Source organism: Streptomyces sp. NPDC046727, from assembly GCF_040645635.1.
Taxonomy (GTDB): Bacteria; Actinomycetota; Actinomycetes; order Streptomycetales; family Streptomycetaceae; genus Streptomyces.
Genome location: NZ_JBEYYR010000050.1, coordinates 16,984 through 36,173, shown reverse-complemented (window position 1 = coordinate 36,173; position 19,190 = coordinate 16,984). Strand labels below are relative to the sequence as shown.

Annotated in this window: 22 protein-coding genes and 1 pseudogene; 7 read left to right on the top strand and 16 right to left on the bottom strand. The window is 73.0% G+C overall.

Annotation, left to right across the window (positions count from 1 at the left end):
• Window position 1: 1 nt before the first annotated feature.
• The gene (locus tag ABZ937_RS38820; RefSeq protein ID WP_361699388.1) at window positions 2-1,177 is read right to left on the bottom strand and encodes an FAD-dependent monooxygenase; all 1,176 of its coding nucleotides are present in this window, start codon (window positions 1,175-1,177) and stop codon (window positions 2-4) included.
• Window positions 1,178-1,251: 74 nt separating this feature from the next.
• Here ABZ937_RS38820 and ABZ937_RS38815 point away from each other — a divergent pair, with 74 nt between their 5' ends.
• Both ABZ937_RS38815 and ABZ937_RS38810 read left to right on the top strand, forming a co-directional pair.
• Window positions 1,252-1,869: a TetR/AcrR family transcriptional regulator gene (locus ABZ937_RS38815; RefSeq protein ID WP_361699387.1), complete on the top strand. Its 618-nt coding sequence runs from the start codon at window positions 1,252-1,254 to the stop codon at window positions 1,867-1,869.
• A gap of 114 nt (window positions 1,870-1,983) precedes the next feature.
• Window positions 1,984-2,454 carry a hypothetical protein gene (locus ABZ937_RS38810; protein ID WP_361699385.1) on the top strand — a complete coding sequence of 157 codons (471 nt, stop codon included), beginning with the start codon at window positions 1,984-1,986 and terminating at the stop codon, window positions 2,452-2,454.
• 42 nt (window positions 2,455-2,496) lie between these two features.
• On the opposite strand, the gene ABZ937_RS38805 is transcribed toward ABZ937_RS38810, so the two are convergent.
• The 7 genes from ABZ937_RS38805 to ABZ937_RS38775 form a co-directional block, all read right to left on the bottom strand.
• Window positions 2,497-3,012, bottom strand: a complete 516-nt coding sequence (locus ABZ937_RS38805; protein WP_361699383.1) for a hypothetical protein — start codon at window positions 3,010-3,012, stop codon at window positions 2,497-2,499.
• A gap of 130 nt (window positions 3,013-3,142) precedes the next feature.
• Complete coding sequence (ung, locus tag ABZ937_RS38800; RefSeq protein ID WP_361699381.1) at window positions 3,143-3,826, bottom strand: uracil-DNA glycosylase; 684 nt, start codon at window positions 3,824-3,826, stop codon at window positions 3,143-3,145.
• A 120-nt stretch (window positions 3,827-3,946) separates the two neighbouring features.
• Complete coding sequence (locus tag ABZ937_RS38795; RefSeq protein WP_361699379.1) at window positions 3,947-5,524, bottom strand: ABC transporter substrate-binding protein; 1,578 nt, start codon at window positions 5,522-5,524, stop codon at window positions 3,947-3,949.
• Between the two features lie 195 nt (window positions 5,525-5,719).
• Window positions 5,720-6,481, bottom strand: coding sequence for an SDR family oxidoreductase (locus ABZ937_RS38790; protein WP_361699377.1), 762 nt, complete (start codon window positions 6,479-6,481; stop codon window positions 5,720-5,722).
• Between the two features lie 20 nt (window positions 6,482-6,501).
• Window positions 6,502-7,263, bottom strand: coding sequence for a 3-oxoacyl-ACP reductase FabG (fabG, locus tag ABZ937_RS38785; protein WP_361699375.1), 762 nt, complete (start codon window positions 7,261-7,263; stop codon window positions 6,502-6,504).
• 147 nt (window positions 7,264-7,410) lie between these two features.
• Window positions 7,411-7,860, bottom strand: a complete 450-nt coding sequence (locus ABZ937_RS38780; protein ID WP_361699373.1) for a DUF3037 domain-containing protein — start codon at window positions 7,858-7,860, stop codon at window positions 7,411-7,413.
• Window positions 7,857-8,633: a HipA family kinase gene (locus ABZ937_RS38775; protein WP_361699371.1), complete on the bottom strand. Its 777-nt coding sequence runs from the start codon at window positions 8,631-8,633 to the stop codon at window positions 7,857-7,859. The genes ABZ937_RS38780 and ABZ937_RS38775 overlap by 4 nt, the downstream gene beginning before the upstream one ends.
• A 175-nt stretch (window positions 8,634-8,808) precedes the next feature.
• Between ABZ937_RS38775 and ABZ937_RS38770 the strand changes: the two genes are divergently transcribed.
• On the top strand, window positions 8,809-9,246 hold the full coding sequence (locus tag ABZ937_RS38770; RefSeq protein WP_361699369.1) for a Rieske (2Fe-2S) protein: 438 nt from the start codon (window positions 8,809-8,811) through the stop codon (window positions 9,244-9,246).
• A 6-nt stretch (window positions 9,247-9,252) separates the two neighbouring features.
• Here ABZ937_RS38770 and ABZ937_RS38765 read toward each other — a convergent pair whose 3' ends face one another.
• Window positions 9,253-9,897 carry a cysteine hydrolase gene (locus ABZ937_RS38765; protein WP_361699367.1) on the bottom strand — a complete coding sequence of 215 codons (645 nt, stop codon included), beginning with the start codon at window positions 9,895-9,897 and terminating at the stop codon, window positions 9,253-9,255.
• 97 nt (window positions 9,898-9,994) lie between these two features.
• Between ABZ937_RS38765 and ABZ937_RS38760 the strand changes: the two genes are divergently transcribed.
• On the top strand, window positions 9,995-10,465 hold the full coding sequence (locus ABZ937_RS38760) for a pyridoxamine 5'-phosphate oxidase family protein (RefSeq protein ID WP_361699365.1): 471 nt from the start codon (window positions 9,995-9,997) through the stop codon (window positions 10,463-10,465).
• Between the two features lie 4 nt (window positions 10,466-10,469).
• Here the strand turns inward: ABZ937_RS38760 and ABZ937_RS38755 are convergent, their stop codons facing one another.
• Window positions 10,470-11,372 (bottom strand): LysR family transcriptional regulator, encoded by a 903-nt coding sequence (locus tag ABZ937_RS38755; protein WP_361699363.1) that lies wholly within the window; start codon window positions 11,370-11,372, stop codon window positions 10,470-10,472.
• 74 nt (window positions 11,373-11,446) lie between these two features.
• On the opposite strand from ABZ937_RS38755, the gene ABZ937_RS38750 reads away from it, so the two are divergent.
• Window positions 11,447-12,388, top strand: a complete 942-nt coding sequence (locus ABZ937_RS38750) for a DMT family transporter (RefSeq protein WP_361699361.1) — start codon at window positions 11,447-11,449, stop codon at window positions 12,386-12,388.
• Between the two features lie 85 nt (window positions 12,389-12,473).
• Here ABZ937_RS38750 and ABZ937_RS38745 read toward each other — a convergent pair whose 3' ends face one another.
• The gene (locus ABZ937_RS38745) at window positions 12,474-13,805 is read right to left on the bottom strand and encodes an aminotransferase class I/II-fold pyridoxal phosphate-dependent enzyme (RefSeq protein ID WP_361699359.1); all 1,332 of its coding nucleotides are present in this window, start codon (window positions 13,803-13,805) and stop codon (window positions 12,474-12,476) included.
• Between the two features lie 62 nt (window positions 13,806-13,867).
• Between ABZ937_RS38745 and ABZ937_RS38740 the strand changes: the two genes are divergently transcribed.
• A complete protein-coding gene (locus ABZ937_RS38740) occupies window positions 13,868-14,548 on the top strand; it encodes a pyridoxamine 5'-phosphate oxidase family protein (protein WP_361699357.1) in 681 nt (226 codons plus the stop codon).
• 7 nt (window positions 14,549-14,555) lie between these two features.
• Here the strand turns inward: ABZ937_RS38740 and ABZ937_RS38735 are convergent, their stop codons facing one another.
• From ABZ937_RS38735 to ABZ937_RS38725, 3 genes are all read right to left on the bottom strand, one after another.
• Window positions 14,556-15,506 (bottom strand): EamA family transporter, encoded by a 951-nt coding sequence (locus ABZ937_RS38735; RefSeq protein ID WP_361699355.1) that lies wholly within the window; start codon window positions 15,504-15,506, stop codon window positions 14,556-14,558.
• A gap of 193 nt (window positions 15,507-15,699) precedes the next feature.
• Window positions 15,700-16,704, bottom strand: coding sequence for an EamA family transporter (locus ABZ937_RS38730; protein WP_361699353.1), 1,005 nt, complete (start codon window positions 16,702-16,704; stop codon window positions 15,700-15,702).
• 69 nt (window positions 16,705-16,773) lie between these two features.
• Window positions 16,774-17,373 (bottom strand): Clp protease N-terminal domain-containing protein, encoded by a 600-nt coding sequence (locus ABZ937_RS38725; protein WP_361699442.1) that lies wholly within the window; start codon window positions 17,371-17,373, stop codon window positions 16,774-16,776.
• 304 nt (window positions 17,374-17,677) lie between these two features.
• On the opposite strand from ABZ937_RS38725, the gene ABZ937_RS38720 reads away from it, so the two are divergent.
• Window positions 17,678-18,106, top strand: a complete 429-nt coding sequence (locus tag ABZ937_RS38720) for an SRPBCC family protein (protein ID WP_361699351.1) — start codon at window positions 17,678-17,680, stop codon at window positions 18,104-18,106.
• A 64-nt stretch (window positions 18,107-18,170) separates the two neighbouring features.
• Here the strand turns inward: ABZ937_RS38720 and ABZ937_RS38715 are convergent, their stop codons facing one another.
• Window positions 18,171-18,794: a PadR family transcriptional regulator gene (locus tag ABZ937_RS38715; protein ID WP_361699349.1), complete on the bottom strand. Its 624-nt coding sequence runs from the start codon at window positions 18,792-18,794 to the stop codon at window positions 18,171-18,173.
• A gap of 180 nt (window positions 18,795-18,974) precedes the next feature.
• A pseudogene (locus tag ABZ937_RS38710) lies at window positions 18,975-19,157 on the bottom strand (MerR family transcriptional regulator); the annotation flags it as partial.
• Window positions 19,158-19,190 lie beyond the last annotated feature (33 nt).

The window sequence follows — 19,190 nt, the reverse complement described above, 5'->3', positions numbered from 1 at the left end:
TCTACCGCTGGGCCGCGTGTTCCCTGCCGGAAGCATACGGGGGCCGCCAGTCGGCGATGCCGTCGAAAGCGCGCAGGAAGAGCGCCGGCCCGGCCGCCGAGAGGGCCGCGACGGCCGTGTTCCGTACGGCTACGACGGCTCGGTTGCCGGCCATGTTGAGGTGGGCGACCCGGACGGCCTGGCGGGCGATCGCCGTTGTCCGCGGGAGGCGGGCGGCGGTGTACGCGGCCGGATCCGCACGGTGGTGGGCGAGGACGACCGCGTCCTCGACGGCCTGGTTGCCGCCCTGGCCGAGGGTGGGGGGCATGGCGTGCGCGGCGTCGCCGAGGAGGACGGTCCGGCCCGAGTGGTAGGCCGGCAGGGGCCGGGCGAGGTGGTGGACGTCGTTCCGGAGCACGTCCTCGGGGCGGGCGGCGGCGAGCACGGCGGGGACGGGGTCGTGCCAGTCGCCGTAGCGGCGCAGGAGTTCGGCCTTCTCGTCGTCCGGGGCGCGCTCCCCCGCCGGGACCACGGCCGCCGCGTAGGCGTAGACCCGGCCGTCCTTGAGGGGGTGGGTGCCCCAGATGTGGCCGCGGCCCCACGTCTCGTGCGAGGCGAACTCCGTGCCGGGCACCGGGATCAGCACCCGCCAGGTGGTGAATCCCGCGTACGCGGGTCCGGGGTGGCCGGGGAACAGGGCGGTGCGGACCCTGGAGTTGATGCCGTCCGAGCCGACGACGAGCTCGGCCTCCAGCTCCTCCCCGCCGGTGGTCACCCGGGCGGGCCGGGCTCCCTCGCCGGGGTCGGCGAGGGACGCGGGGGCCGCGGTGCGGACGGCGCCGGGCGGGAGCAGGGCGGCCAGCCGGTCGACGAGGACGGCCCGGGGCAGCAGCACCAGGGGGCCGCCGAAGCGGGCGGCGGCGGCCCCGGCATCGGAGCGGGACAGCCAGCGCCCGCCCGGGGTCCGCAACCCGCCGTCCCCCTGCCAGGCGGCCAGGTCGCGGATCTCGTCACCGATGCCGAGGACGTCCAGGGCGCGCAGGGCGTTCGGGGCGAGGGAGATGGCGGCGCCGACCGGCTCCAGCGAGGGGGCGCGCTCCAGCACGGTGACGGCCCAGCCCTTCTGGTGCAGGGCCGCCGCCGCGGCCAGCCCTCCGATTCCGCCGCCGATGACGATCACACGCGTCGGCTGTGCCATGACCCCTCCTCGCGACTACACCTGTAGTGCATGCGACTCTACTACAGCCGTAGTGAGCTGGGTAGGGTCGGCTCATGTCCGTAGAAACCCCCGGTTCTCCCGGTTCCCCGAGCCCCCCGAGCCCCTCCCGTGCCGATCTCGTCGCCGACGCCGCCCTCGCCCTGCTCGCCGAGCGCGGCATGCGCGGGCTGACGCACCGGGCGGTGGACGAGGCGGCCGGACTGCCGCCGGGCTCGACGTCGAACGTGGCGCGCACCCGGCAGGCCCTGCTGGAACTCGCGGTACGGCGGCACGCGGAGCGGGAGGCACGGGTGCTGGCACTGGCGGAGATGCCGGACCCGAGCGGCGGACTCGACGCGCTGACCGAGGGCCTGGCCCTCGCGGTGCACCGCTCGCTGACCCGGAACCGCGAACTGCTGATCGCCCGGTACGAACTGGCCCTGGAGGCCACCCGCCGCCCCGAACTGCGCGCCTTCTACGACCGGACCGGCGCCGTCTTCAAGGACCAGCTGACCGCGATGCTCACCGCCGTGGGATCGGCGGACCCGGACCGCCATGTGCTGTCCCTGGTCGCCTGGGCGGACGGGCTGATGTTCTCCTGCGCGGCCGGTTCCTTCAGCAGCCGGACACCGGACCTGGCGGAGATCCGCACCGGACTCGGGGAACTGCTCCGGGGCCTGCTGGGACGCTGACGTCAGCTTGCGTACCGCGGATCCCTCCGCACGGGGCATGCGATCACCCGTGCGGGGGTATTCGACTCGGCGCCCTGGTGGCAAGACGGGTGCCGACCCAGCAGAGTTGCGCGGGTGCATCGAACGACGACCACCGCAGCGCTTCTGGTCACCGTGGCCGTCTCGGCCCTCACCGGCTGTGTGACGGTGCGGAACCCGGCGACCCCCGGGCCGCCGCCGGACACCGCGCCCTCGCAGCCGACGGCGCCCCGGCCGGACGGCAGCGCGCAGCCACGGGTGGTGCAGGCGCCGGCCGTCGAGGCACTGGAGATGGCCGGCCCGTCCCGCCACCCGGAGCGCTCCCGGCCGCCCGCCCGGCACCGGGCCCCGGCCGCGCCCGAGGTCACACACCGCCCGCCGGCGCCGCCCGGGCCCCCGAGTCCCCGCCCGCACCCGGACCACCCACGGAGCCCGCGCCTCGACGTACCGGTCCCGGTCCCGTCGGTGCCCGTCTCCTCCGAAATCTGTGCCTTGGGCAAGACGTACGGCGGCTGGCGCAAGGACAGCCCCGAGGCGAGGATCTGCGAGCAGACGTACGGGCATTGAACGGACCGCACCTGCGGACCCGCCGGACCGCCCCTGCGACGGCTAGCTGGGCCGCTGGCGGGGCGGTCCCCAGCCGCCGCCCGGGGTGCCGTCCTCCCCCAGCCGCAGCGCCAGGCGGCTGATCGCGGACCGGACGCCCTCGCCGTAGCCGTCGTGGGCCAGTGAGTCCGCGGCGCCGCGGGCCCGGCGCAGATGGCTGCGGGCGTCCTCGGCGCGGCCCAGCTTGACGTAGTCGGCGGCCAGGTTGAGGTGCAGGGAGGGGAAGAAGCCCTGGACGCTGGACGGGTCCCCGCCCGTGCGGCCGTCGGCCAGCTCCTCGGCGGCCGACAATGCCCGCAGGTCCCAGGCGAGTTCGTCCGCCGGGTCGTCCTGGGTGTCGGCCAGGTAGTGGGCGAGGGTGCAGCGGTGCAGAGGGTCGCCGTCCTCGCCGATCTCGGCCCACAGGTCCAGGAAGCGGCTGCGGGCCTCCTCGCGGTCGCCGCCGTGGTGCAGCATCACGACCTGCCCGATCCGCGTCAGCACGGCGTCCGGCGCCGCCTGCTCCTGTCGCTCCGCCACGGGTGCCCTCCGGGCCGTTGGCAATAGTTCGGTCCCGACGCTAACCGGCGCCGTGAGGATTCCCGGTCAGGCGGAGCCGCATGTCGATACGGCCCCGCGCCCCCCGGGGAACTGCACCGCCGCCGGCCCGTCAGCCCAGGTTCGGGATCCGCCAGTCGACCGGCTCGTGGCCCTGCCGGGCGATCGCCTCGTTGATCTGGGTGAACGGGCGGGAGCCGAAGAACTTCTTCGCGGACAGCGGCGAGGGGTGCGCCCCCTTGACCACCACGTGCCGGGTCTCGTCGATCAGCGGGAGCTTCTTCTGCGCGTAGTTGCCCCACAGGACGAAGACCGCCGGGTCGGGGCGGGAGGCCACCGCGCGGATCACCGCGTCGGTGAACTTCTCCCAGCCCTTGCCCTTGTGCGAGTTGGCCTCGCCGGCCCGGACCGTGAGGACCGCGTTGAGCAGCAGCACGCCCTGCTGGGCCCACGGCATCAGATAGCCGTTGTCCGGGACGGGCAGGCCCAGCTCCTCCTGCATCTCCTTGTAGATGTTCCGGAGGGAGGGCGGGGTCTTCACACCGGGGCGGACCGAGAAGCACAGGCCGTGGCCCTGGCCCTCGCCGTGGTACGGGTCCTGGCCCAGGACGAGGACCTTCACCCGCTCGTACGGCGTGGCGTCCAGCGCGGCGAAGACCTCCTCGCGCGGCGGGTAGACGGGACCCTTCGCCCGCTCCTCCTCGACGAACTCGGTCAGCTCCTTGAAGTAGGGCTGCTGCAGCTCGTCGCCCAGAACCCCGCGCCAGGACTCGGGCAGCATGGCGATGTCGGTCACGTCAACGTCCTCACGGTGTCGATCAACTACGGTCGTGCGGTCACTTGCAGGATTCAGAACCTACAGGCGACCACTGACAACCGGTGCCGCGAGGCCGTTCGCCGAGCCCGACAGCCGGGCTCACCAGCTGGTCTTGCGGTGCAGTGTCCACATCATCATGATCGTCGACGGGTCCAGGGCCTGCTCGCCGCCGGATATGTCGTCGCTGGCCGCCACGAACTGCCGGCCCTGCCACAGCGGGATCAGCCGGGTGTCGTCGACCATGATCTGCTGGGCGGCCTGCACGTCCTTGACGGTCCGGGCGCGGTCGCTCTCCGCGCGCGAGTGGGGCAGCAGCCGGTCGGTGATCTCCTTGGACGGGTAGGGCGTGCCGAGGGCGTTGTGCTCGCCGACGAACGGGGCGATGAAGTTGTCCGCGTCGGGGAAGTCAGGGAACCAGCCGCGCCCGAACACCGGGTACTCGCCCTTCTGGTAGCCGACCACATAGCTCTTCCAGGGGCGGCTCTTGAGGGTGATGGTGAACAGGCCGGAGCCGTCCAGCTGCCGCTTCAGCTCCTGGAACATCAGAGCCGTCTCGGAGCCGTAGCGGTCGGTGGTGTACCAGAGGGTGAGCGGGACGGGCTGGGTGATGCCGGCGTCGGAGAGGATCTTGCGGGCCTTGGAGACGCTCGGGTCGCCGTAGTCGTCGAAGAACGGCGTCTTGTGGCCGGTGAGGCCCTTGGGGACCATCGAGTACAGCGGGTCGACGGTGTCCTTGTAGACCTTGTGCGCGATCGCGCCGCGGTCCACGATCTGGGCGATGGCCTTGCGCACGGCGGGTTGCTTGGCCCAGGGGTCCTTGGGATTGAACACCAGGTAGCTGATGTCGGTGCCGGCGCCGTCGACGAGTTGCAGGTCCTCGTTGTCGTGCTGCTGCAGGGCGAGGATGTCGTCGGCGGCGAGCCCTCGGTAGGTGACGTCGATCTGCTTGTCCCGCAGCGCCTTGACCATGCCGGCGGAGTCCTTGAAGTAGCGGATGGTCACCGCGTCGTTCTGCCGCTTGGCGAAGCCCTCGTAGTGGTCGTTGCGGACCAGGACGGCCTCGGTGTCGTCCTCGTAGGACTTCAGCTCGTACGGCCCGGAGCCGTGGACCGAGGTGTCCTTGCGCAGCGAGTCGGCGGGGTAGTCGTCCGGGTCGACGATCGACATGGCGGGGGTGGCCAGCACGAACGGGAAGGTGGCGTCGGGCTGGTTGAGGTGGAAGACGATCTCACGGTCGCCGGAGGTCTCGACGCGGTCCAGGCTGCCGAGCAGCCCGGCGGGGCCGCCGGGGGCGTCGATGGCGCGGATGCGCTCGATCGAGTGCCGCACGGCCTTGGCGGTCAGCGGGTCGCCGTCGGCGAACTTCAGGCCGTCGCGCAGCTTGCAGCGGTAGGTGCGGCTCGTGGAGTCGGTGAAGGCGCAGCTCTCGGCGGCGTCGGGCTGGGGGGCGGTGGCGCCGTTCGGGTAGGCGAGGAGCGTCTGGAAGATGTTCCGGTACAGCTCCCAGGAGCCGTCCCAGGCGCCGGCCGGGTCGAGCGTGCTGGGGACGCTGGTGGTCCCCACGACGATCGGCCCCTGACTGTCGGGGTCGCCGTCGGACAGCAGACTGCATCCGGCCACCAGCGACAGGGACGCGACGGCCGCGACTCTCCGCATGAATCGGTTCCGGTTGAACACGCGCACGCTCCTCGATCTGCCGTACCAAGGGTCGGCAGACCATACCGCAGCGTTCGGTCCTCTGAACCTGCCCCGGAACCGCCCTTCTTGATCGACTGAGCTGTGACGACGTTGTCATTCCGATGTGCGGATCCCGTACGGCGTTCCGGGCGCCGATCCGTCCGAAAATCGGCGCCCGGAACAAGATGCCCGGCGTCAGTGGACGCCGGCGTTGAGGAAGATCCCGCCGTCCACGACGAGCGTCTGACCGGTGATCCAGTCGGACTGCTCGGAGGTGAGGAAGGCGGCCGCCCCGCCGATGTCGGAGGGCACGCCGAGCCGGCCGAGCGGGTAGGCGGCTGCCGCCTCCTCCTCCCGGCCCTCGTACAGGGCCTGCGCGAACTTCGTCTTGATCACGGCCGGGGCGATCGCGTTGACCCGTACCTTCGGCGCGAACTCGTGCGCCAGCTGCTGGGTCAGGTTGATCATCGCGGCCTTGCTGACGCCGTAGGCGCCGATGAACGGCGAGGGCGCGAGGCCGGCGACCGAGGCGATGTTGACGATCGCGCCGCCGTTGTCCTTCTGCCAGGCGTGCCAGGTCTTCTGGGCGAAGCCGAGCGCGGAGATCACGTTGGTCTCGAAGACCTTGCGGGCGACGCCCAGGTCGAGGTCCGCGATCGGGCCGAAGACCGGGTTGGTGCCCGCGTTGTTGACCAGGAAGTCGACCCGGCCGAAGGCCTCCATGGTGCGCTCGACGACCTCGGTCTGGTGCTCCAGGTCGTGGGCCTTGCCGGCGACGCCGATGACCCGCTCGGCGCCGAGCTGCTCGACGGCCTCCTTGAGGGCGTCCTCGTTGCGGCCGGTGATGCACACGCGGTCGCCGCGCGCGACGAGCGCCTCGACGACGCCGTAGCCGATGCCCCGGCTCGCGCCGGTGACGATCGCGACCTTGCCGGAGAGCTCCGGGAGTTCAGTCATGTCCGTGCTACCTCTGCGTCCTAGTCGAGCGGTCCGCCGGCGACGTACAGCACCTGGCCGGAGACGAAGCCGGCCGCCTCGCCGGTGAAGAAGGCGATGGCGTTGGCGATGTCCTCCGGCTCGCCGACGCGCTGCACCGGGATCTGGGTGGCGGCGGCCTTCTTGAAGTCGTCGAAGCCCATGCCGACGCGGTCGGCGGTGGCCTTGGTCATCTCGGTGGCGATGAAGCCGGGGGCGACGGCGTTGGCGGTGATGCCGAACTTGCCCAGCTCGATGGCGAGGGTCTTGGTGAAGCCCTGCAGACCGGCCTTGGCGGCCGAGTAGTTGGCCTGGCCGCGGTTGCCGAGGGCCGAGGAGGAGGAGAGGTTGACGACCCGGCCGAAGCCCGCGTCGACCATGTGCTTCTGGACGGCCTTGGTCATCAGGAACGAGCCGCGCAGATGCACGTTCAGGACGGTGTCCCAGTCGGAGACGCTCATCTTGAACAGCAGGTTGTCGCGCAGCACGCCCGCGTTGTTCACCAGGATCGTCGGGGCGCCCAGCTCCTCGACGATCCGGGCGACGGCCGCCTCGACCTGCGCCTCGTCGGAGACGTCCGCGCCGACCGCGATGGCCTTGCCGCCGGCCGCGGTGATCTTCTCGACGGTGTCCTTGCAGGCGGCCTCGTCCAGATCGATCACGGCGACCGCGCGGCCCTCGGCGGCCAGCCGTACGGCGGTGGCGGCGCCGATGCCGCGTGCCGCGCCGGTGACCACAGCGACCCGCTGTTCAGTGGTGGACATTGCTGCTTCTCCTCGCCCTTGAGAGAACCTGTAGGGCCCTCGGAGAGGACCCCTCATGCGGTGAGCGACCGCTTAGTACCTTCAGCACCCGTGACGCTAGAAGCCCTGGCACCCGGTGTCAACGGCACATTCGGCCGGTGTGATCCATTACCTCACCAGGAGGTCCAGCAACCGCTCCGTCTCGGCGGCCGGGTCGGCCGTCAGGCCGGTGTGCACGGGACCGGGCTGGACCACGGTGGAGCGGGGCGCGATCAGCCAGCGGTAGCGGCGCCCCGCGTCGTCGCCGGCCGCCTGCCCGGCCTCCTCGCCGCCCGCGCAGTGCCGCTCGATCGCCCGGAGCGCGGCGCGCACCCCGGCGACGTCGGCGGCCGGGTCCAGCGCGAGCAGCCGCGCCTCGTCCAGATGGGTACGGGCACCGACGTACGCCTGGGCGCGGCAGTACACCACCACGCCCGCGTTGATGCACTCGCCGCGCTCCACCCGCGGTACGACCCGCAGCAGCGCGTACTCGAACACGTCCCGGTCGCCGCCCTGGCCCGCCCGGGTGATGTGCCGCTCGGTCACATGGCCGGCCATGTGGATGTGACGCTCGCTCACTTGCCCTCCTCCTGTCCGGAGCCGATGCCGGTGATCCGCCCGGCGATGACGGCCGCCCGCGCGAGCAGGGGCCGCGCGTAGGCCCGGCGCAGGTCGTCCGGGGTGTCGAAGCCGGGCTCGTCGGCGAGCCAGGCGTCCGGGATCTCGGCGGTGACCTCGGCGAGCAGGTCCTCGGTGACCCGGGGTGCCAGCTCGGCCGCGGCGGCCACGACATCCGGGGCGAAACGGGCAAGGGCGTGGTCGGAGGCGTCGTAGGGGCGGGCCGCGGAGGCCTCGACGGCGGGCCAGTTGTGGTGCCAGATCATCGTGGCGCCGTGGTCGATGAGCCACAGCTCGCCCTGGTGGACCAGCAGGTTGGGGTTGCGCCAGGAGCGGTCGACGTTGTTGATCAGCGCGTCGAACCAGACGATCCGGCCGGCCTCCTCGGGGCTCACCGCGAAGGCGAGCGGGTCGTAGCCGAGCGCACCGGACAGGAAGTCCATGCCGAGGTTGGTGCCGCCGCTGGCCCGGAGCAGGTCCTGCACCTGCTGCTCGGGCTCGCCGAGCCCGAGGACCGGGTCCAGCTGGACGGTGACCAGCCGGGGCATGCGGAATCCGAGGCGCCGGGCGAGTTCGCCGCACACCACCTCGGCGACCAGGGTCTTGCGGCCCTGTCCGGCGCCGGTGAACTTCATGACGTAGGTCCCGAAGTCGTCTGCCTCGACGAGCCCCGGCAGCGAGCCCCCCTCACGCAGGGGCGTGATGTAGCGGGTCGCGGTGACTTCCTTGAGCATCGCCCCAGGTTACTGGGGTACGGCCCGGCGTCCGGCCGACAGCTGACCGACAGCGTCGGCTTACGGCCCGCTCATCATCGGGCGGCGAGGATCTGGGTGCCCGTCTGAACGGCCGCCGCCCGGGGGCCGTACCCCATGACGGATGACGAGAAGCTCCGCGGAAGGGAAGCCTCACATGACCAGCGCATCGCTCCAGCCCGCAGCGGGACCGGCCCGCCGTACCGTCATGGCGGCGGCCGGCGCGGCGGGGCTCGCCGCCGCGCTGACCGCCTGCGGTTCGGGCGACGACTCCTCCGAGACCGTCACCACCGGATCCGGGTCCGGCGGCTCCGCGCTCGCCAAGACCTCGGACATCCCCGAGGGCGGCGGCAAGATCTTCAAGGATCAGGGTGTCGTGGTCACCCAGCCGTCGGCGGGCACCTACAAGGCGTTCTCGTCCAAGTGCACCCACCAGGGCTGTGCGGTGGGCAGCGTGGCGGACGGCGTGATCGTCTGCCCGTGCCACAACAGCCAGTTCTCCGCGGAGGACGGCAGCGTGAAGAAGGGGCCCGCGACGCAGCCGCTGGCCGCGGCGAAGATCACGGTCTCCGGTGACGAGATCACGCTGGCCTGAGCCGGCTCAGCGCCGTCCGTGCGCCCGCTTGAGGCTGCCGAGCACCTCGTCGGTGGTCGCGACCGTGGCGACCAGCGCGAGGGTGTTGCGGATCATCGCGGGGGTGTAGTCGGCGGGCACCCCCGCGACGGCGTCGGCCGGGACGACGGCGGTGTAGCCGAGGTTCACGGCGTCGAACACCGCGTTGGGTATGGCCACGTTGGCCGAGACCCCGGTGACGACCAGCGTGCGGCAGCCGAGGTTGCGCAGCAGGGCGTCGACCTCGGTGCCGTGGATCGGGGACAGCCCGTGCAGCCGCCGTACGACGATGTCCTCCTCGGCGACCTCGATCGGGGGCGCGACCCGGACCGCCGTGCTGCCGCTCAGCTGCCGCACGGGAAGCCGCTCGGCGGCCCGGAACAGGCGGGCGTTGCGGCTCGCGCCGCGGCCGTCGGGGCGGCGTTCGGCGATCGCGTGGATCACCTGCACGCCGGTCTCGTGGGCGGCGGCGACCAGCCGGGCCACATTGTGCAGGGCGCCGGAGGAGCGCGCCGCGCGGGCGAGTTCGGGCAGGGCGCTGTCCGGGCCGACGACGCCCTGTTGGCACTCCACGGTGAGCAGGACGGTGCTGACGGGATCGAGGAGGTCGTCGAGTCGCTCGTACGACGGCATGGCAGCGCCCCCTTGAAGACGACGGCTTCTCTTTTCTGACGTGATGTCAGAGGATCACCATAGTTTTCTGACACGACGTGGGAGAAGAGGGGGCCGCATGACCGTCACCGATCAGCGCCGGGGCCGGAAGATCATGATGACGCCCGGCGAGCTGGACGAGTTCCTCACCACCCAGCGCACCTGCCGGGTCGCGACCGTCTCGGCCGACGGCACGCCGCATGTGAGCGCGCTGTGGTTCGCCTGGGACGGCACCTCGCTGTGGCTGTACTCGGTGGTGCGCAGCCGGCGCTGGGCCCAGCTGCGCCGCGATCCACGGGTGGCCGTGGTGGTCGACTCCGGGGAGGAGTACGACCAGCTGCGCGGGGCGGAGCTGTCCGGCCGGGTGGAGTTCGTGGGCGAGATACCGCGCCGCGGTGAGCTGCGCGCCGAACTCGACACGGCCGAGACGCTGTTCGCGCGGAAGAACTTCGGCCTGGACGAGATGCCGCACGACGGCCGGCACGCCTGGGCCCGGCTGACGCCGGAGAAGATCGTGTCCTGGGACTTCCGGAAGCTGGGCGGGGTGTAGGGGGTCAGTCCGGCTGCCGTGCCGCCGCGCGCAGGGATTCCACCGCCGCGCGGATGGAGGGCCGGCGGTCGGCGTCCGCCCGCCAGACCACGTACACATGCCGGCGGACGCGCTGCCGGAGCGGCACCAGGACCACGCCCTCCGGCACCGGGTGCCGGCCCAGCAGCGGTGCGATGCACACGCCCAGCCCGGCCGCGACGAGCCCGAGCTGGGTGTGGGTCTCGCCCGCGCGGTGGCCGACGATCGGCTCGACGCCCTTGGACCGCAGGGTGAACATCAGCCACTCGTGGCAGAACTCGCCCTCGCCCCAGGTGATCCACTCGTCCTCGGCGAACTCGGTGAGATCGACCTCGTCGCGGTGCGCCAGCGGGTGCCCGACGGGCATCGCGACATCGGCCGGGTCGTCCAGCAGGGGCGCCTTGACCAGGCCGTCGGGCACGGGCATCGGCTTGTTGTACCAGTCCAGGACCACGGCGAGGTCGAGGTCACCGCGGACGACCCCGGCGATGCCCTGCTCCGGCTCCAGCTCGCTGGAGCGCACGCGCAGCCCCGGGTGCTGGGTGCGCAGCGCTCCGAGCGCGGCGGGGAAGAGGCCGCGGGCGGCGGTCGGGAACGCCGACAGCCGCAGTTCGCCGACGACCTGGCCGCGGTGCGCCTCCAGGTCGGACTCGGCCAGCTCGACCTGCGACAGGATGCGCGCCGCGTGCTCCGACAGCAGCCGGCCGGCGTCGGTGAGCCGTACGCCCCGGCCGTTCTTGGCGAGGAGCTGCTGACCGATCTCCCGCTCCAGCTTGCCCAGCTGCTGCGAGACGGCGGACGTGGTGACGTGCAGCGCGTCGGCGGCGGCACTGACCGAGCCGTGCCGGGCGAGGGCGTCCAGGGTGCGCAGGCGCTCCAGGTTCAACATGTAAGCGATTCTAAGAGGTACCAGGTGAGAAATCTCGATTGTGCTACGAGGTTGCCTCCAGCATCGTGGAGACCATGAGCACGGTCGCGACCACCTCCCGAACCCAGTCCCCCTCCTCCACCACCGCCGGCGCCCGCCCCCGCCTCGACTGGCGGCTCCGCTTCGGCGCCCTCTCCCTGATCTGGGGCTTCAGCTTCCTGTTGATCAAGGTGGGGACCGAGGGGTACGCGCCGTTCCAGGTCACCCTCGGACGGCTGGTGTTCGGTACGGCGGTCCTGGTGGCGGCGATGGCCGTGAAGCGGGAGCGGCTGCCGCGCGGAGCCCGGCTGTGGGGGCACATGGCGGTCGCCGCGTTCCTGCTGAACGCCCTGCCGTTCTCCCTCTTCGCCTACTCCGAGCTGACGATCCCGTCGACGCTGGCCGGCATCTGCAACGCCACCTCGCCCCTCTGGGGCATGCTCCTCTCCGTGGTCGCACTGTCCGAGGACCGGCCCACCCGGGTCCGGGTCGCCGGCCTCGGGCTCGGCTTCCTCGGCGTGCTGACCGTCCTGGGAGCCTGGCAGGGCTTCCACGGGCTGGACGCCACGGGTACGGCGATGGCGCTGCTGGCCTCGCTGAGCTACCCGGTGGGGTGGATCTACGTCCGGCGGACGCTGGCGGGCACGGGCAACTCCCATCTGTCCATGACGGGAGGGCAGCTGCTGCTGGCGACGGTGCAGCTGGCCGTCGTCACCCCGCTGTTCACCGGCGTGCCGGAGCACTTCTCGTTCGTTCCGCTGCTGGCCGTCGCCGCGCTGGGGGCGCTGGGGACGGGGCTCGCGGTGCTGATCCAGTACGGGCTGGTCGCCGAGGTCGGCCCCACCACCGCCCAGATGGTCACGTACTTCATCCCGGTCATCGCCACGGCCGCGGGGGTGGCGATCCTCGGGGAGTCGCTGCGGTGGAACACACCGGTGGGGGCGGTGATCGTGCTGGCGGGGGCCGCGCTTACTCAGATGCGGGGAAAGAACGCCTGAGGGGGTGGGGTGCGAGGGTGCGTACGCGGGTGCGGGTCCGTTGTGGCTTGTCGCGCAGTTCCCCGCGCCCCTTTCTCAGCCGCCGTCAGCCATAGACGCGGGCCGGAGACGGTCGTACCGCCGCAGCCACCGCGTCGGCCAGCGGAGTGATGTCCTCCTCCGTGAGCGGTGAGACCGTGATCCGGACCGCCTGCCGGGAGGCGAGGCGGAACCGGGCGCCCGGGGCCGGGGCCCAGCCTCTCTGCAGCAGGCGGGCCACCGCACCGGTCTCGTCGGGGACCGGGACCCAGACGTTCATGCCGCTGCGGCCGTGGGCGGTGACCCCGCGTTCCGCCAGCGCGTCCACCAGCGCGTCCCGGCGGGCGCCGTACGCCCGTGCCACCGCCGACCGGTCCACCGCGCCGGACGTCCACAGGTGCGCCACGGTCCGCTGCAGGAGCAGGCTCACCCAGCCGGGCCCCAGGCGCTGGCGGCCACAGACCCGGTCGACCGTGACAGGGTCGCCGACGAGGATGGCGAGGCGCAGGTCGGGGCCGTAGGCCTTGGCGGCGGAGCGGACGAAGGCCCAGTGCCGGGTGACGCCCGCGAGGGGGTGCAGCGGCAGATCGACGATGCCGTGACCGTGGTCGTCCTCGATGAGCAGGGTCCCCGGGTGGTCCCGCAGCACCGCGCGCAGGGCACGCGCGCGCGTGGCGGTCACCGAGGCGCCGGTCGGGTTCTGGGCCCGGTCGGTGACGATCAGGGCGCGGGCCCCTGACTCCAGGGCGCGGCGCAGGTCGTCCGCGCGCGGCCCGTCGTCGTCCACGCCGACCGGGGCCACGTGCAGACCCAGGGCGGGGATGAGGTCGAGGGCGCTTCCCCAGCCGGGGTCCTCGACGGCGACCGTGTCGCCGGGCCTGAGGTGCGCGGTGAGGACGCGCTCGATGGCGTCGAGGGAGCCGGAGGTCACGGTCAGCGGGCCCGCGGGGACGCCGTCGGCGTCGAGTTCGGCGCGGGCGACGCGGGCGAGGTCCGCGTCCACGGGGTCGTCGCCGTAGAGGACGGGCCGGCGATCACCCCGCTCGGCCGCCGCGGCGAGGGCCGGGGCCAGCGGGGGCAGCAGGGCCGGGTCGGGGTTGCCCGAGGAGAGGTCACGGCCGCCGGGCGGCACCTCCACACGCAGATGCTCGCGGCCGGTGGTGGCCGGCTTGGGGCGGACACGGCTGCCGCGGCGGCCGGCCGTCTCGATCACCCCGCGTTCGCGCAGGATGCGGTAGGCGGCGGCGACCGTGTTCGGGTTCACCCCGAGCTGGGCCGCCAACTCCCGCATGGGCGGCAGGGGTTGACCCGGCTCCAGCTCACCGGAGCCGACCGCCTGCTCCACACCGGCCGCGATCTCGGCTGCACCGCTCCCCGTGATCCGATATTCTCCTAGCACAAAGCACATTATGCACTAGTGCAAAACCATCTCGCAAACGAACCGCCAGGGAGGGCTCCGACATGCCGGGCACCACCGAGGAAACGCAGGCCGCCGCCTACACGCCGACCGACCGAACCGTGCCCACGCGCTCCGCGGACCGCGCGTCGTACGACAAGGAGCAGGTGCACGCGATATTGGACGAGGGGTACGTCTGCCACCTCGGCTTCGTCCGGGACGGCGCCCCGGTGGTGCTGCCGACGCTGTACGGCCGGGTCGGCGAGCGGCTCTATGTGCACGGCTCGACCGGTTCCCGGCCGCTGCGGATGGCCGGCGAGCCCGACCCCGGTCTGGCGGTGTGCCTGACGGTGACCCACGTCGACGGGCTGGTGCTCGCGCGCTCCGCCTTCCACCACTCGATCAACTACCGCTCGGTCGTGGTGCACGGCATCGCGCACGAGGTCACCGACCCCGAGGAGCGGCGGCTGGCCCTGGACGCGCTGGTCGACCATGTCGTGCCGGGCCGGGCCGCCGACTCCCGGCCCGCGAACAAGAAGGAGCTGGCCGCCACCGCGGTGATCCGCCTGGACCTGGAGGAGGTCTCGGCCAAGGTCCGCACCGGCGGCGCCCACGACGAGCCGGCCGACCTCGCCCTGCCGTACTGGGCCGGGGTCGTCCCGCTCCGCAAGGGCTACGACGCCCCGGTCCCCAACGCCGACCTGACGCCCGGCATCGAGCTGCCGGACTACCTGGCGGCGCTGTAGCCCCGAGTCACGCGGGGGCGGGCTCCGGCCGGCGTCCGCCCCCGCGGGCCTCGCTCACGGCGAGACCCGCCACGGCACCGAGCATCAGCAGGGTGCCGGCCGCCGTGGTCGCCGTGAGCCGCTCGCCGAGCAGGAGGACGGCGAGCACGGCCGCGGTCACCGGCTCCAGCAGCATGATCACGGAAACGGTGGCGGACCGCACGACGGCGGCACCCGCGAAGTAGAACGCGTACGCGAGGGCCGTGGGCACGGCGGCGATGTAGAACAGCAGCCACAGCAGCGGGGCCGGGTGGGCGGTGTGCGGGACCAGCCCCTCGTGCACCGCGAACGGCAGCAGGCACAGGCTGGTCACCGCGAACGCCCCCACCGTGGTGTCGCCGGCGTCGGCACCGCCGTCCCTCCCCCACCAGCGGGTGAGCAGGGTCATGACCCCGTAGCCCGCCGCCGAGACCAGGGCCAGCAGCACCCCGGCCGGACGGACGGTCGCGGCCGAGCCGCCGAAGGTGAGCACGGCCAGTCCGGCGAGCGCGCCGGCGACCGCCGCGACACCGCCGGCGCCGAGCCGCTCGCCGAGCAGCAGCCGGGCGCCGAGCGCGATGAGCACGGGGCCCGCGCCGAGGGTCACGACGGTGGCCACGGCCAGCCCGGTCGACGCCACCGCCGCGAAGTACGCCGTCTGGAACACGGCGAGACCGAGTCCGGTGGCCAGGGCCCGCGCGACCGTGCGGCGCAGGGGCCGGGAGGCCGTGGCCGGGCGGACGCGCGGGCGCAGCCCGCGGCCGGCGAGCAGCAGGAGGAGCCCCAGCGCGCAGCGCCAGAAGGAGAGGGCGAAGGCGCCCAGGTCACTGGTCCGGTAGACCAGCGAGGCGGCGGCGCCCGCGGTGCCCCAGGCGGCACCGGTGATGATCAGATAGAGCAGGCCACGCCCGACGGGCAGGCCAGAAGCAGCGTTCGACAAGAGAGATTCTCCGCAGAAGCGCACTCATGAGGTGCGGAAGTTCGAAGGCGTCCCGCTTCGGCGGGGCGCGCGGACTTCATCTGCGGGCAGCACCGTCCAGCCCGGCGCGGTTGCGCGGGGCTTGTGTCCCGGAGGCCCGCCTCAGGCGGCCGGGGGCGGAAGGACGAGTGCGTTCGACGGCATGACGAGCACCCTATGCGGCGGTCCGGCGGGCGGACAACTCGCGTTCCGCGCCCCCCGCGGCGACCGGCTCCGCTGAGCCCTTGGCCGGGGCGGAGGACTGGGCGATGAACGCGCCGACCAGGACGATCGCGCCGCCGGCGACCTGCGGCGCGGACAGGTGCTCCCCGAGCAGCACCCAGGCCAGCACGGTCGCGATGACCGCCTCCAGGCAGGCGACGACCCCGGCGACCTGCGGCGACAGCCGCCGCACGGACAGCACGCCGGTGACGTACGCGATCACCGTGGCGACCAGCACGATCCAGGCGAGCAGGGCGACGGCCGGTACGGAGGTGCCGTTCAGGTCCGCGGAGCCCGCCAGGACCGGCCAGTCCATGGTCCAGGGGCGGGCCACGACCGTGAGCACGGCGGCGCCGACGAGCAGCCCGTAGGCGATGACGCCGAGCGGGTCCGGCGCCGCCTCGCCCGAGTCGCTGCCCTGGTCGGCCAGGACGAAGTACCCGACCTGGCAGCAGGCCGCGCCGAGGGCGAGCAGCAGGCCCAGCGCGTCGAAGCTCAGCCCGGACCAGACCTCCACCACACAGGCGAGGCCGCCCGCCGCGAGGACGACACCGAGCGCGGCGGCGCGCGTGACGGGCCGCCGCTGCACGAACCGCACCCAGCCCAGCACCAGGGCGGGCGCCAGGTACTCGATGAGCAGGGCCACGCCGACCGGTATGCGGGAGAGCGCGGCGAAGTAGCAGGCCTGGACACCGGCCACGGCGAGCAGCCCGAACCCGGCGAGCAGCGCGGGCCGGCGGCGCGGCAGGGCTCGGTGCCGTATCGCGACCGGCAGCATCACCAGGGCGGCGCCCGCCACCCGCAGCCACACCACGTGCAGCGGGTCGAGTCCCGCCTCGATCAGCGGCTTGGCCGCCACGCCGGACCCGCCGAAGGCCAGCGCGGAGGCGAGCGCGAGGCCGAGTCCGGCGCCCTTGCCGGGAGTGTCCTGACTGCTCACAGACGTATGCACCGGCACATGATGACAGGAGCCGACAGGAGCGTCACCCCTGTTGACCCCTGTCTCAGCAGGTGGACGGGCCGGCCGTCAGCGGACCGCCTCACCGTCCTCGGCGTACTCGCCGGCAGCGGCCTCGATCCGCGCGGCCAGCTCGCGGGCCGGGACACCGGCGCGTTCGAGGACCTCGGCGGCACGGGAGCGCGGGTCCGCGGCGAGTGCGGCGAGCAGGTCGGTGCCGGTGACACCGGGCCCGCCCCGCCGCCGGGCGCGTGCCCGGGCGTCCGCGAGCGCGGCGGACGCGGCGGGGGACCAGCCGCCGGCGTCCCTGGCCGCGCCGTCCCGACCGGCACCCGAAGCGACGGCGGCCCGGACCTGGACGGCTCCGGCCGGCTCGTCGGGCCCGGCGGGAGCGGGCACGCGGGGGATCGCGCCGGAGTCCTCCACACTGCCCTGCCAGCGCAGGCCGTAGCCGATGCTGCGCTGCACGAGGTAGCCGAGAAGCCGGGCGAGCCGCCGGGGCTCGCCCACGGTGGCGCGGACCTCGGGGTCGTGTTCCAGCAGGGCGTGGAGCAGATGGGCGGTGTCGGCCTGCCGGTCCCCGTCCCGGACGGCCCTCCGGCGGGCACCGGCGACCACCGCTGCCAGCTCGGCACCGAGCACGGCAGCGCCGTCCGGGTGCGGAGCCACTCCGTCGTGGGCGTTCCGGTGGGCTGTACGGGGTTGCACATCCCCACCTCATCAGCCTCAACGGGACGGGGCATCCACGAGGGGAACCATTTTCGCGTCCCACGCGGAGTGGACATCGCCGGGCTGGATTTCATCCTTACGGAGGAGATCTGGCCGACCTCGCGCAAGGGGCGCGCGCCGTCCTGCCCCGCGCCTGTTCCGAGCGCCTGAGACCTGACGGTTCATCAGTATTGAATGTTCGCGCCCCTGCGGCTACGGTCCGCGACACCGTAGCCCGATACGCCCGATCCGAAGGGGTGGTCGCATGGCCGAAGTCAGCGCGGAGGCACGCATCCAGGCGCCGGCCGAGAAGGTGTGGGCCCAGCTCACCGACTGGCCGTCGTACGGGGAGTGGAACGCGACCCACACCGCCTTCCCCCAGGGCGGCCCCGAGACGCTGGCCGTGGGCGGGACGTTCCAGGAGAACATGAAGCTGATGGGCTTTCCGGCGGAGGTCGACTGGACCATCGAGGAGCTGGAACCGGCACGGGTGTTCGCCATCCGCGGCAAGGGCCCGATGGCGGTGACCGTGGCCACCCGCTACACGCTGACCCCCGACGGGGACGCCACGACGGTCCGGATCGACGGGGAGTTCACCGGGGCCGCGGTGTCGCTGATGGCGGGCAAGCTCAAGGACTCGGCCACGGCGGCCCTGAACGAGTCGCTGCGCAAACTGGGCGGGCTGGTGGCCTGAGCCGGCACACGCGAAGGCGCCCCGCGCGGAGGTCGCACGGGGCGCCCGGCCCGCCGGACGGGACTCAGTGCTCGTCGGCGAGGATGAGGTACAGCTTCTTGCGGGCGTCGTTGATGACGGCCAGCGCCTTCTCGCGCTGCTCCTTGCTGCCGGTCTTCCAGACCTGCCCGAACGCCTCCATCAGGCCGAAGCCGGCCTGGCGGATCTCGGTGAGCGCCTCCCAGTCGACTCCGCGCGAGACCTCCTCCCAGGGGGCGTCCGGCCCCTCGTCGGCGGCGGCGCGCCCGCTCCCGGTCAGGGAGAACAGCTTCTTGCCGCCCTCGCTCGCGCTGGCGATCAGGCCCTCGTCCTCCAGCAGTTGGAGGGTGGGGTAGACCGAGCCGGGGCTGGGCTTCCAGGCGCCGCCGCTGCGTTCGGCGATCTCCTGGATCATCTCGTAGCCGTGCATGGGCCGGTCCTTGAGCAGGGCCAGGATCGAGGCGCGTACGTCACCGCGCCGCGCCCGCCCCCGCGGTCCGCCCCGTCCTCGCGGCCCCCAGCCCGGCCCGAAGCCGGGTCCGCCGGGACCGAATCCCGGGCCGCCCGGCCCGAAGGGCCCGAAAGCGGCCCGCCGGCCCTCGAAGCCGCCCATGCCACGGCAGTCGCGGCCCTCGTGCCGATGTCCACGCTCGAATCCGTGGGTACGCATCGCGACCACTCCATTCCATCGCTGATCAGTCACGTCTGCATCGCGTATCGTTCGCGATGCTTCAACGATATATCGGAACCGACCGACTGACAATCCTCTTCAAAGACAACGGGCGGAGAGCGGAGGTGGTGGACGGGGTCCGGGCCCGCGGTGGCCGCGCCGACTTCGTCCGGGCTCCGGTTATGCGGTCCGCTCGGCCGCCCGCAGTGGGCAGCCGGTGCCGGCGCGGGCCGTGAGGTCCGCGCGGAGTGCCGCCAGCGCCGCCATGCGCTCGTCGACGATCCGGATCTTGTCCTCGAACAGGGCGGACAGGGCCTCGGCGCTGTCCGGCGCGTCCCGCAGCTCCGCGCCGTGCCGGGCGATGCTCCCCCACCGCTCGGTCGACTTGACCTTGGA